This is a genomic window from Rhodopseudomonas palustris, from assembly GCF_013415845.1.
Classification (GTDB): domain Bacteria; phylum Pseudomonadota; class Alphaproteobacteria; order Rhizobiales; family Xanthobacteraceae; genus Rhodopseudomonas; species Rhodopseudomonas palustris_F.
The window spans coordinates 859,034-871,674 of record NZ_CP058907.1 but is presented as its reverse complement, the minus strand read 5'-3'; the positions used below and the strand labels follow the sequence as shown (position 1 = coordinate 871,674).

Sequence of the window (12,641 nt, the reverse complement as noted above, 5' to 3'; positions counted from 1 at the left end):
GCAAATACCATCTTTCCAACACAACAGAACGATGCAGGGAGAGACGGATATGTGTGAGACGTGCTGCAGCAATGTATCGCGACGAACTCTGATGGCCGGGGGCCTCGGCCTGCTCGCCGCGGCCTCGCTGCCGCTGGCCGCGCAGGCGCAGGCCCAGGCGAACGTGCCGGGCGACACGCCGGACGCCGCGCTCGACAAGCTGATGCAGGGCAATGAGCGCTACATCGCCGGCCAGATGCGCGAGCGCGATTTCTCCGCGGGCCGCGCCGCGCGGGCCGAAAGCCAGGCGCCGTTCGCCGCGATCCTCGGCTGCGCCGACTCCCGCGTCGCGCCGGAGCTCGCCTTCGACCAAGGTCCAGGCAGTCTGTTCGTGGTGCGGGTCGCCGGCACCTTCGTCACGCCCGATGGTCTCGCCAGTCTCGAATACGGCGCCGCGGTGCTCGGCACCAAGGTGATCATGGTGCTCGGTCACAGCAATTGCGGCGCCGTCAACGCGACCGTCGCGGCGCTGCAGAAGGGCAACGACCTGCCCGGCCACATCGGCGATCTGGTGCGTGCGATGAAGCCCGGCATCGAGCCGGTCCTGCAGAAGAAGGAGGAGGATCTGCGGCATCAGGCGGTGATCGCCAATGTCCGTGCCAACGTCCGGCAATTGCAGGAGTCGAAACCGATCCTCGCCGAGATGGTGAACGGCAAGAAACTGCGGGTGGTCGGCGGCGTTTACGATCTCGCCAGCGGCAAGGTCGAGTTGGTCTAGTCGCACAGATCTGCGCGCCGGGGCGAACAGCCTCGTCCCTGCGCGCAACGGTCGCGGCATCCGGCGATGGTACGGGTTACGTTCCGGGCACAGACGGCCTAGATCAGGGCGACGGCATCTGGAGCCAGTTCGACGGAACCCGAAATGCAGGTACGATTTGTCGGCTGTGGCGACGCGATCGGCTCCGGTGGCCGGCTCAATACGTGCTTTCACGTCTCGGGGCAGAGCGTCAATTTCCTGATCGACTGCGGTGCGACGTCGCTGCCGGCGCTGAGGCGTTACGGCATCCTGCGCGAAGACCTCGACCTGATCCTGATCACGCATTTCCACGCCGATCATTTCGGCGGGCTGCCGTTCATGATGCTCGATGCGCAGTTCATGAAGCGCAAGCGGCCGCTGGTGATCGCCGGCCCGCTCGGCATCGACATCCGCCTGACGCGGCTGATGGAAGCGATGTTCGAGTACTCCTCGGCCACCAAGCCGAACTTCGACCTGCAGGTGCTGGCGCTGGAGCCCGCGGTGACGCGGCAGTTCGGCGCGGTGACGGTGACGCCCTTTCCGGTGGTGCACGGCGATTCCGGCGGGCCGTTCTTCGCCTATCGGATCGAGGCGGAAGGCCGTATCCTCGCTTACAGCGGCGATACGCAATGGACCGATCAACTCGTCGCCGCCGCGCACGACGCCGATCTGTTCATCTGCGAGGCCTACACCTACGAACGTACGGTGAAGAACCACATCAGCCTGAAGGCGCTGGAAACGCATCTGCCGGAGATCAATCCGAAGCGCGTGATCCTCACCCATATGGGCGACGAGGTGCTGCACAAGCTCGACACCGTCCCGCACATGGCGGCGAGCGACGGACTGATCGTACCGCTGTAGCTAACTACAAGGCATCATTCCGGGGCGCGCGCAGCGCGAACCCGGAATCTCATGTGCCCAAGTAACTACTGGATTCCGGGTTCGCTCGCTTTGCGAGCGCCCCGGAATGACGTCGGTGGAGAGAATAACGGGCCGCTCAGACCGGCCACTCTTCCGCAGTGATCATCGGCGCGTCGGCGCCGACGATTTCGGCGAGCGAATCGCGGCCGGTGCGGAGCAGCGTCGAGGCGAGGTCGGCCTTGATACTCTCGACCAAGCCGAGTCCCTTATAGACCAGCGCCGAATACAACTGGACCAACGTGGCGCCGGCGCGGATCTTGGTCAGCGCCGCACCGCCGGAATCGATGCCGCCGACGCCGATCAGCGGGAACGCGCCCTCGGCGCGCACAAACGTCTCCGCCACCATCCGGGTCGACAGCCGGAACAGGGGGCGGCCCGACAGCCCGCCCTGCTCGTTCATCTTCGTCCGCTCGCGCAGCGTCGGCGAGCGCGACAGCGTGGTGTTGGCGACGATCATGCCGTCGACCCGGCGCGACCGAGCGATATGCACGACATCGTCGAGTTCGCCGAGCGACAGGTCGGGCGCGATCTTGAGCAGCACCGGCGTATCGCCGGCCGCCGCCCGCACCCGCTCGCGCGCATCGATCACCCGCGCCAGCAGATCGTCGAGCGCCGCCGCCTGCTGCAGATTGCGCAGGCCCGGTGTGTTCGGCGACGAGACGTTGACGGTGAAGTAGCTCGCCAGCGGCGCGAAGGTCTCGATCAGCTTGACGTAGTCCGCCACCCGATCGTCGCTGTCCTTGTTGGCCCCGACATTGACGCCGACGATACCGCCATATTGCGCGCGCGCCGCCAGCCGGCGCAGCACCGCCTCGGCGCCCTCGTTGTTGAAGCCCATGCGGTTGATCACCGCTTCGTCGCGTTCGAGCCGGAACAGCCGCGGCCGAGGATTGCCGGCCTGCGGCTTCGGCGTCACCGTGCCGACCTCGACGAAACCGAAGCCGAGCCGGAGCAGCGCATCGGGCGCTTCAGCGTTCTTGTCGAAGCCGGCGGCGATCCCGACCGGATTGGAAAAATTGAGTCCGAACGCGCGCACCGCGAGCTTGGAATCGTCGGGGCGCGGCTTGACCGGCGGCCACAGCTTCAGGCCCTGGATCGCCAGCCGGTGCGCATCCTCCGGATCGAGCCAGCGCAGCAGCGGCAGCGAGACGGCATCGAACGCGCGAATCACGACGCGAGCTCCGGCACGACGTGGCTGCCGTCGGGGCGCGCGACGAGATCCTGCACGCCGGTCACCGCCGAAAGTGCAAGCTCGCCGTAGAGATGCGGAAACAGTTCGCCGCCGCGCGACGGCTCCCAGCGCAGCCGGTCGCCAAGCGCCTCGGCGTCGACCGCAATCAGCTTGAGGCCAGTCTGGCCGGCATAGTGCTTGGCCAGCGTCCCGGCGAGCTGCGGCGCGGTGGAGAAATGGATGAAGCCGTCGCGGGCGTCGTCGGCGCTGCCGCCATAGCGGCCGGCCTGTTCGGCGCCGCGCCAGGCCGCCGCGTCACAGATCTTGTAAATCGTGCGCAAGGGCGCGAATTCCCGTCGTTGCGGCTGGTTGTTGGGTCGGGCGGCAATCGGGCCCGCAACTCCCCGGGCAACCGAAACATCCGCCTAAACAATAAGTTGCGCACGTCGGAAGGGCAAAGCCGAATCCGGCATAGCGGACCCGCACACCCTCGGTCGCCCGGACGATCCCGGACCTGTTCGGGCAAACGTATCGGCCGTCCTGAGGCTTCGCAAGAGCTTGCGGTTTTGTCGCCGGACGGGATTGCATAACGCCTTCAATTAAGGCAATAATTCCTAGTCGTAAGTCCGTTTCTCGCGCCGGGTCCGACGGCGCGTCCGGGGTGCCTTCCGATGCAAATGCTGACGCATGATCAGATCTGGACTGCGCTCGACCGGCTGGCCGAACGGGCCGGCCTCTCCCCGTCAGGACTCGCCAAGAAATCCGGCCTCGACCCCACCACCTTCAACAAGTCGAAGCGGATCACCAATGACGGCCGCGAGCGCTGGCCTTCGACCGAATCAGTCGCCAAGGCGCTGCAGGCCACCAACACCGCGATCGATACGTTCGTGCAACTGATTCACGATCGGCCGCGGGTAGTGCAGTCGGTCCCGCTGCTCGGCCTCGCTCAGGCCGGCTCCGGCGGGTATTTCGACGATGGCGGATTTCCGGTCGGCAAGGGCTGGGACGAAGTCGGGCTCCCGTCGATCACCGACGAGCACGCCTACGCGCTGGAGATCTCCGGCGATTCGATGAAGCCCGCATATCGCAGCGGCGACATCGTGGTGGTATCGCCGAGCGCCACCGTGCATCGCGGCGACCGCGTGGTGGTCAAAACCACCAAAGGTGAAGTGATGGTCAAGGAGTTGAAGCGGCGCACCGCCAAGGTGGTCGAGCTTGCTTCTCTCAATCCCAGCCATCCCGACCGGACTCTGGCACCGTCAGAGATCGAATGGATCGGCCGAATCGTCTGGGCCAGTCAGTAATCGTAAAGCGTCGTTCATTCGTCCCACTTCCCTTTGCTCCGGCGTCGGGCAATGCTAGTTCCCGCGCATCAACCCCGGAGACGTCGATGGACCGTCGCAATATCCTGAAGGCCTTTGCTGGCCTCGCTCTATGTCCGCTTTGCGCCACCGCCGGCGCTGCCGCCGAAGGCGCCCACCATTGGGGCTACGAGGGTGAAGGCGGCCCGGCCAAGTGGGGCGAGATCGATCCCGCCAACCAGATCTGCTCGATCGGGGTGCAGCAATCGCCGGTCGATATCCGCTCCACCGTCAGCGCCAATCTGTTTCCGCTGCAGGTGCAGTGGGCCGACACGGCCGATACCATCATCAACAACGGCCATACCATCCAGCTCAACGTGGCCGAAGGCTCGACGCTCAAGCTCGGCGGCGCGACCTTCAAGCTGGTGCAATTCCATTTCCATCGCCCCAGCGAGCATCAGATCGACGGCAAGTCGTTCCCGATGGAAGTGCACTTCGTCCACCGCATGGATTCCGGCACGCTCGGCGTGGTCGGCGTGCTGATGCAGGAAGGCGCCGCCAACGCGGCGTTCGCCAAGATCGTCGCGACCATGCCGCAGAGCGAAGGCCCAGCCGTGAAGGCCGATGCTGGGATCAATCCGAACGCGCTGCTGCCCGCCAAGCTCGGCTACTACCGCTATGAAGGTTCGCTGACGACGCCGCCATGCTCGGAGGTCGTCGACTGGATGGTGCTGACCGATCCGATCACCGTCGCGGCCGAAGACGTTGCGGCGTTCGCCAAGCTGTATCCGATGAACGCGCGCCCGGTGCAGAAGGACAACCGCCGCTTCGTGCTGCAGTCCAACTAACCGGCGCCACACGCTGTCAGCAACGAAGGCCTGACGCGAACACCGCGTCAGGCCTTTTCGTTTTCAGAAAGAGACAATCGGACTGAACGCTCAGCCGCCGGTGTTGGGCGTCGCATCGGCGACCGGCACCAGCGGCACGTCCGCAACCAGCGACGAGGTCATCGACGGCACCTGGGCGCCGTTGGTCGCCTTGATCACCGCCTGCCGCGCCTTGGCAAAAGCGGCTTCCGCGCTTGCCGGCGACGACAGCGAACCGATCAGCTCACCAACCACCATACTGTTAGGACCGTTATTGTCGTCCGCCACCTGCCCCGGCGTCGCCGACGACAGCACCAGCGCATTGGCCGGCGTCTCGATCGGCGCCAGCCCGTGCGAATAAGCACGGAATCGGCGCTCATAGGGATTACGGCGCGAGGCGTCGAGCACCGCCAGATTGGTGTGAGCGCCGGCGGCCTTGATCTCCGCCAGCACCTGCTCGACGCTGACGCCGCTGCGGCGCACGTCGGCCTCGGTCCAGATCTTGGCGTCGACCGGAATCATGTAGTTGTCGCGCCCCGACTGGATGCCGTAGCCGCCGAAGAACAGCATCACGGTCGCGTCCTTGCCGGCGCGGGCCTTGATCCGCTCGACCGCGCGAAGGATCTCGTCGCGGCTGGCGTCCTCGATCATGTCGACGTCATAGCCTTCATGGCGCAGCGAGGCGCTGAGCAAGCGGGCGTCGTTGATCGGCTGCAGCAGCGGCGATGCGGCATCAGGATAGTGGGCATTACCGATGACCAGCGCCAGCCGAGACGAAGTGGTCTTCGTCTCAATGGCCGCCGCCGTGGCGACCCGAGCCGTATCGACCGGGCGCTTGTACAGCGCCGCATGCGCGCCGATCGCCAGCGACACCACGCCCACCAAGGCAGTTGCCGCGGTGAGGGTCCGCCGAGAAAAGCGATGCAGCCGGATCTTCATCGTCAATCGTCCTTATCGGCGCGCGCAGGCATTTCGTCGCGTCACTGCCGTTCAGGTTCAGGGATGAGCGGGTCTTTTGCGTATGAATTGCGCTCAATTTGCGGCGTTGCACAATAACAATCCCTTAAACACTCCAGGACGTTCAGGCAAGCCAGCAGGAACCCGGACCGTCGAACCGGACAGCCGCGAGGATGTTCCGTTCCGCTGATCTTGCGCGACCGACCTCACGACGAGATCTGATCCGTCCAGACAGGGAGGAAAGCCTCGCGATCATCCGCGAAATCTTGGCTGATCTTGCTGCGACAAAAATCATCTTGGGCAGGCGCAGCAATCTGTCCTACGCCTCCCGCCATCCGACGAGAACCAGTCCGGCGACGGCCGCGGGTTTGTATTCCCGGTCCGTCCATGCGATTCCTCGTCGGCTCGAACGTGTCAGAGCGCGCGGAAGACGATCATGGATGTGCTGAAGATGGCCGGCGCGGCGTACCGCGCGCTGACCGCCCGGAAACAAGCGCCGACGCTGTATGACCTGTGCGATCCGGTATTCCTCGGCCACAAGCACGGCGATCCGCACATCTCCAAATTCTACAAGACCTCGCTCGCCAACCCGGCGCTGCGGCCGCTGCTGCGCAAAGCCGGTCTGCCGGAGCTGCACGACCCGGTGCGTTTCCGCGCCGTTCGCGACGCGCTGATCAGCGCCCGCGACGACGCCGAGCCGGATTGGGCTGCGATCGGCGCACCGATCGCCGAGCTGATCGACACCATCAGGCTGGAGCACCCGCGTCCGCCGAGCTGGGTGGCGCCGGCGCAGACGCCGCGGCTTGCCGATATCGACAGCGCGATCCGCGCCTGCGGCGATCATTTGCTGCAATCCTGGAGCCGCAACGGCTTCCTGCCGGCCTATGCGTCGTTCAACCTGATCGGCGATGCGGATCTCGATGGCCGTGCGTTTCTCGCGGCACTGACCGGGCTGAATTCGCGCAGCTACAAGAACTCGACGCTGCTGTTCAATCTGGCGCGGGTGTTCATCGCACGGTCGCCGGCAGAAGGCGTGATCAATCCGCGCTGGCGAGGGATCGCCGAGCCGATGTGGTCGCCGGTGCAGATCCGGCATCGGTCGGCCTATTACGATGCGTTCTACATCGAGGCGCTGCTCGGTTTCATCGATTCCGGCCTCGGTACGCCCGACGACACCCGCGCGGCGCGGCGGATGATCGCCGACATGACCGAATTCTGCCTGAAGACCAGCCGCGAGCGAGTCCGCACGGCCGAGGGCGAACCGTTCGACGTGATCACCGCACTGGCCCCACCGCCGCATTCGCGGTTTTCGCGGTTCTTCGCCAAGGTCAAACAGAACCTCGGCTTCGGCGTGTACGTGCCGGATTGCGACACCACCGCCTGTTCAATCTCGGCCGCCACCCAGGCGAACTCGTCCGATCCGATTATCGATCAGCCGCTGATCGATCTTTATCGTGCCTATCAGGTCCGCGCAGGCGGCAACGCCCCGATGGTGACGGTACCGCTCAACGATACCATCGACTACGACGGCGGAATCGTCACCTGGATCGACAGCCTGGCTGGCGAACGCCCGTTCGGCAACGACCTCGATCCGACGCTCAATCTCGACGTGCTCGAAGTCTGCTTCCGCAATTGTGCGCGGTGGCGGATCGTCGAGACGCCCGCGCGGCTGGACACGGTGCGCCGTATCGTGGATTTCCAGCGCCGGCTGGTAGCGAGCGGCGCGTTCGCCGATTCGAAATCGCACGTGTACTACCTGCCCGAACTGTACTGCGCCTATTTCGGCCGCTGCTACGTGGCGTTCCGGGCGCTCGATGAAACCGCCAAGCGCGCGATCGATCCGGATGGCGTGTTCGAGGCGATCCGGCTGCGCGTGCTGGCTTACGTGCAGGACGAACTGATCGCCAAGGAGATGAACGTGTTCGACGCCGCGCTGGCGTTGATCGCGCTCGGCCATCTCGGCGGCGACAGCCAGCACTTCGCGCCGGCACTGCATTGCATCCTTAGCCATCTCGGCGAAGGCGGCGGCCGCGCGCCGTTCAAAGCCTATGAGTGGAACAAGATGAAGACGCCGACCCGCATTCTGGTCGGCGGACCGGAAGTGACCTCGGCATTCGTGCTGATGGGGCTGGGGCTGGCGCGCAAGGCGCTGCTGCAGCCTGTGCAGCAAGCCTGATCTTCGCGCGAAGTTGAAGCAAGGTGCTGCCGAGGCTCTGGCCCGGCCGCCCAAGATTCAGCACAATCGGCGAACCTGTTTGCGGCACGGGTGCCTGCCGGGAAGGTCGACGCATGCTCAAGCTGAACACATGGCTGCTGCCGCTTTTGCTCCTGCTGCTGCCGATGACGGCCCAAGCCGCCGACATCAGCGGCGTGCCGAAGATCCGCGACGGCGACCATGCGCTGATCGGGAAGACCCGCATCCGGCTCGCCGGCATCGACGCTCCGGGGGTGGATCAGCTTTGTCTTAACCCCAAGGGCGATCGCTGGACCTGCGGCGTCGCCGCCCGTGACGCGCTGGCTCAGCATACCGCCGGCAAGAGCTGGACCTGCCACGTCCTGCGCGTCGACAAGGCCGGCCGCTCGATCGCCAAATGCGAGGTCGACGGCGAAGACCTTGGACAATGGATGGTGAAGAACGGTTGGGCTCTGGCCTACGTGCAGTACTCCCACGCCTACGAGGGCGAAGAGAAAGCTGCACGCGAGGCCAAGCTCGGGCTGTGGCAGGGCTCGTTCATCGCGCCGTGGGACTGGCGGGTGCGCAGTGCAAAGACTCAAATTCTTGGCGCCACCAAACCGCCGAAGGATGCCCGGCGGATTCTACTCGCGTCGGCCTCCGGCCCGGTCGCGCCGTCGCCGGATTGCACCATCAAGGGCAACGTCAACAAATCCGGCGAGTGCATCTACCACAAGCCGACCAGCCGCTGGTACGCGCAGATCCGCATGAAGATCAGCAAGGGCACCCGCTGGTTCTGCTCGGTCGAGGAAGCCGAGGCCGCCGGCTGCCGCGAGACGCGGCGCTAGCCGTCGCAACAGGCGGGGCTGCAGGGGCGGACCGTGAACCACACAGCACATGATCCTTCGCGGCCGCAGCGGCCGCGCAAACGCCGGCTGCGGCGGGCGTGGCAGCTTTCGGTGGTGCTGATCGGCTGCTACGCGATCCTCGCCTATCTGGCGCTGCCGCTGTTCTGGACCCATTACGAACACCAGAGCAAACTCGCCGACATGCCGATGGTGACCCGCACCGCGCAGGGCATTCCCGGCGATCCGATCAATGTTGGGCTGATCGGCGATCAGCACGAGATCGTCTGCGCGATCCTGGCGGCGAACTGGCATCCGGCCGATCCGATCACGCTGCGCTCCTCAATCGCGATCGCCGGCAGCGTGCTGCTCGATCGTCCCTATCCGGACGCGCCGGTGTCTAGCCTGTACTACCTCGACCGCCGCGAGGATCTCGCATTCGAAAAACCCGACGGGCGCAGCGCCGACCGGCGCAATCATGTACGGCTGTGGAAAGTGCTCGACAGCGGCCAGGAAGGCCGCCCGGTCTGGCTCGGCAGCGCCACCTTCGACCGCGGCGTCGGCGTCAGCCACTACACCGGCGCAGTGACGCATCACATCGCACCCGACATCGATGCCGAGCGCGACCAGTTCGCCGCCGACCTCGAAGCGGCCGCAATGGTCGACGCGAAATATCAGATCACCGGCGTCGGCCCGACCATCGCCGGCCGCAACGGCGAAGGCGATTTGTATTACACCGACGGCGAGGTGTGGATCCTGCGGCTGACGGAAGGCTGCAAGAAGCGCAGCAGCCCGGCCGAGATTCTGCCGAGTCCGCTCGCCACCGAGATCAAGGATCAGATCTTCCGCACCGTCACCAATGCAATCGAGCCCGGCGCGAGCGCGCCTTGAAATCAATGCTGCGAGCCGGCATGGTCGCGCATCTCTCACAACAGGGACAAGCATCATGGCCGTCAGCGCCGGACGGGAATTCTTGGCGATTCCCGGCCCCACCACCACGCCCGACGAGGTGCTGCAGGCGATGCATCGCCCGGCGCTCGACATCTACTCGAACGAGATGGTGGCGCTGAGCGAGGGGCTTCACACGGACCTTAGCCGGCTGTTCGCCACCAAGGGCAAGTCCTACATCTACATCGCCAACGGTCACGGCGCCTGGGAGGCGGTGATCAGCAACGTGCTGTCGCGCGGCGACAAGGTGCTGGTGCTGGAAAGCGGACGGTTTGCGGTCGGCTGGGGCAACGCGGCCCGTGCGATGGGCTGCGACGTCGAGGTGCTGCATGGCGACTGGCGCCGCGCGGTTCGCGTCGATGAGGTCGAAGCGCGGCTGCGCCGCGATACCGACCACAGCATCAAGGCGATCGTGGTGGTGCAGGTCGACACGGCTTCCAGCGCACGCAACGATCTCGAAGCGATCGGCCGCGCCATCAAGGCCGCCGGCCACCCGGCGTTGTTCATGGTCGATGCGGTGGCGTCGCTCGGTTGCATGCCGTTCGAGATGGATGGCTGGGGCATCGACGTCGCGATGTCGGCGTCGCAGAAGGGGCTGATGTCACCACCCGGCCTGTCGTTTGTCGCGGTCGGTGACCGCGCCCGCGCCGCGCACCAGCGCGCCGGCCTGCGCACGCCGTATTGGGACTGGACCGAGCGGGACGGGCCCGAGCACTACCAAAAGTACGCCGGCACGGCCCCAGTGCATCTGTTGTTCGCGCTGCGCAAGGCGCTCGACATCCTGTTCGCCGAAGGACTCGACAACACCTTCCGGCGTCATCATCTGCTCGCCGGTGCGGTGCGCCGCGCCGTCGGCGTCTGGTCCGAAGGCAACGTGCTCGGCTTCAACATCGAGCACCCGGACGAACGCGCCGACACGGTCACCACCGTGCGCGCCGCCGAGGGGCACGACATCGCGGCGCTGCATCGCTACTGCAAGGACAAATGCGGCGTGGTGCTCGGCGTCGGCATCGGCGAATTGCAGAACAAGGCGTTTCGCATCGCCCATATGGGCCACGTCAACGCCCCGATGGTGCTCGGTACGCTCGGCGTGATCGAGATGGCGCTGTCCGCGCTCGGCATCCCGCACAGCCGCGGCGGCGTCGATGCCGCAGTGGCGTACCTCGCCGAGAACGTGCCGGCTTAAGCTGCCACCGCCACGGCGCGGCGCATCCAGCGCAGCAGCCCTATGCAGCCGGCAATCGCGAGCCCGAGCAGCGCCAGCGCGCCGAGCAGCGCAAGGCGGCCCGAGCCGTTTTGCGCCAGCGTGACGTACACCGAGCCGAGCACGGCGACGCCAGCCGCGCTGGCGATCTGCGTGGTGGTGCCGTAGAGGCCCGAGCCCGAGCCCGCGCTGGTCGCCTGCACGCTCGACAGCACCACGCCCGACAGCGGGGCCATCACCAGGCCCTGGCCATAGCCTGCGACCAGCAGCGCCAGCGCAAGTACGAACGGCGTCGGCGACGCGATCACCGTCGCCGTGGCAGCGATCAGGCCAAGGCCGGCGATCTGCAGCAGGCAGCCCTCGATCAGCACCAGCGTGCCGCGGCGCCGGGCGCGCGCGCCGGAATGCCGCGACGCGATCACGAAGGCCAGCGCCAGCGGCAGGAACACCAAGCCAGCCTGCAGCGGCGGCACGTTCAACTCGAGCTGCATGTACAGCGTCATCACCAGATAGAACGACTGGTTGGCGAAGAAGAAGCAGAACACCGCGCCGAGGCCACGGACGAACGCGCGATCGCCGAGCAGCGTCAGGTCGACCACCGGCATGCCGCCGCGCGCGGCGACACGGCGCTCGTAGCGCAGGAACAGCGCCAGCATCGCGCCGCCGCCGGCCATCACGGCCCAGACCCATCCGGCCCAGCCGACATCGCGGCCGAACAGCAACGGACCGATCACGCAGACGAGGCCGGCGAACAGGATCATGGCGCCGCCGAGATCGAGCCGCGTGCCCGGCCGCCGCGGCGTCTGCGGCATCACCCGGGCTGCGGCCGCGATGATGATCACCCCGACCGGACCATTGACGTAGAAGATCGAGCGCCAGCCGAAGCCACCGAGATCGAGCGTCACCAACAGGCCACCCAGCGCGAAGCCAGTGGCGCCGGCGAGCCCGAGCACGGTGCCGTAGATCGCAAACGCCTTGGCGCGCGCGGCGTCCGGAAACAGCACGTGCAGCGTCGCCAGCACCTGCGGCACCATGAACGCCGCTGTGGTGCCCTGCGCGAGCCGCGCCAGGATCAGTTCGGGACCGGAGCGCGCCAGCCCGCACCACAGCGAGGTCAGCGTGAAGCCGGCGACGCAGAGCAGGAACACCGTCTTGGTGCCGAAGATATCGCCGAGCCGGCCGCCGGTGACGATCAGCGTCGCGTAGCCGATCAGGTAGATCGCGATCACCGCCTCGAGCTGCGACGATGATGCGCCGAGTTCGGTCGAGATCGTCGGCAGCGCGACGTTGACGATGAAGGCATCGACCCCGAACATGAACTGCGCGGCGACCACGATCGCCAGCCCCCGCCAGCGGCGGGCACTATCGATCGTTGCGGCAACGGTCTGATGCATGGCGACGGATCCCGGCAAGGCTTGAGCTGTCCCACGGTCGCAGCCCGCCATCATCGGGTCGATTACCAGCCAGGTAAACAGGCGCC

At 66.2% G+C, this 12,641-nt stretch carries 12 protein-coding genes; 8 read left to right on the top strand and 4 right to left on the bottom strand.

What is annotated here, in order from left to right:
• Positions 1-49: 49 nt before the first annotated feature.
• Together HZF03_RS04035 and HZF03_RS04030 are read left to right on the top strand one after the other, a co-directional pair.
• The gene (locus tag HZF03_RS04035; RefSeq protein WP_119018474.1) at positions 50-757 is read left to right on the top strand and encodes a carbonic anhydrase; all 708 of its coding nucleotides are present in this window, start codon (positions 50-52) and stop codon (positions 755-757) included.
• Between the two features lie 144 nt (positions 758-901).
• Complete coding sequence (locus tag HZF03_RS04030) at positions 902-1,636, top strand: MBL fold metallo-hydrolase (protein ID WP_011156365.1); 735 nt, start codon at positions 902-904, stop codon at positions 1,634-1,636.
• Between the two features lie 136 nt (positions 1,637-1,772).
• On the opposite strand, the gene HZF03_RS04025 is transcribed toward HZF03_RS04030, so the two are convergent.
• Entirely contained in the window at positions 1,773-2,867 is a 1,095-nt protein-coding gene (locus HZF03_RS04025) for a quinone-dependent dihydroorotate dehydrogenase (protein ID WP_012494487.1), read from the bottom strand.
• On the bottom strand, positions 2,864-3,208 hold the full coding sequence (locus HZF03_RS04020) for a DUF952 domain-containing protein (RefSeq protein WP_119018475.1): 345 nt from the start codon (positions 3,206-3,208) through the stop codon (positions 2,864-2,866). The genes HZF03_RS04025 and HZF03_RS04020 overlap by 4 nt, the downstream gene beginning before the upstream one ends.
• A gap of 336 nt (positions 3,209-3,544) precedes the next feature.
• Between HZF03_RS04020 and HZF03_RS04015 the strand changes: the two genes are divergently transcribed.
• Entirely contained in the window at positions 3,545-4,171 is a 627-nt protein-coding gene (locus HZF03_RS04015; RefSeq protein ID WP_041809462.1) for a S24 family peptidase, read from the top strand.
• Positions 4,172-4,257: 86 nt separating this feature from the next.
• Positions 4,258-5,016, top strand: coding sequence for a carbonic anhydrase (locus HZF03_RS04010; RefSeq protein WP_011156361.1), 759 nt, complete (start codon positions 4,258-4,260; stop codon positions 5,014-5,016).
• A gap of 90 nt (positions 5,017-5,106) precedes the next feature.
• Here HZF03_RS04010 and HZF03_RS04005 read toward each other — a convergent pair whose 3' ends face one another.
• Positions 5,107-5,973 carry a caspase family protein gene (locus tag HZF03_RS04005; protein ID WP_119018476.1) on the bottom strand — a complete coding sequence of 289 codons (867 nt, stop codon included), beginning with the start codon at positions 5,971-5,973 and terminating at the stop codon, positions 5,107-5,109.
• Between the two features lie 454 nt (positions 5,974-6,427).
• Between HZF03_RS04005 and HZF03_RS04000 the strand changes: the two genes are divergently transcribed.
• The 4 genes from HZF03_RS04000 (at position 6,428) to HZF03_RS03985 (ending at position 11,143) form a co-directional block, all read left to right on the top strand.
• Positions 6,428-8,167, top strand: a complete 1,740-nt coding sequence (locus HZF03_RS04000) for a hypothetical protein (protein ID WP_119018477.1) — start codon at positions 6,428-6,430, stop codon at positions 8,165-8,167.
• Between the two features lie 113 nt (positions 8,168-8,280).
• On the top strand, positions 8,281-9,012 hold the full coding sequence (locus tag HZF03_RS03995; RefSeq protein WP_119018478.1) for a thermonuclease family protein: 732 nt from the start codon (positions 8,281-8,283) through the stop codon (positions 9,010-9,012).
• A gap of 33 nt (positions 9,013-9,045) precedes the next feature.
• Positions 9,046-9,900: an LssY C-terminal domain-containing protein gene (locus HZF03_RS03990; protein ID WP_012494482.1), complete on the top strand. Its 855-nt coding sequence runs from the start codon at positions 9,046-9,048 to the stop codon at positions 9,898-9,900.
• Positions 9,901-9,955: 55 nt separating this feature from the next.
• Complete coding sequence (locus HZF03_RS03985; protein ID WP_119018479.1) at positions 9,956-11,143, top strand: pyridoxal-phosphate-dependent aminotransferase family protein; 1,188 nt, start codon at positions 9,956-9,958, stop codon at positions 11,141-11,143.
• Here HZF03_RS03985 and HZF03_RS03980 read toward each other — a convergent pair.
• Complete coding sequence (locus tag HZF03_RS03980; RefSeq protein ID WP_119018480.1) at positions 11,140-12,555, bottom strand: MFS transporter; 1,416 nt, start codon at positions 12,553-12,555, stop codon at positions 11,140-11,142. The genes HZF03_RS03985 and HZF03_RS03980 overlap by 4 nt on opposite strands.
• Positions 12,556-12,641 lie beyond the last annotated feature (86 nt).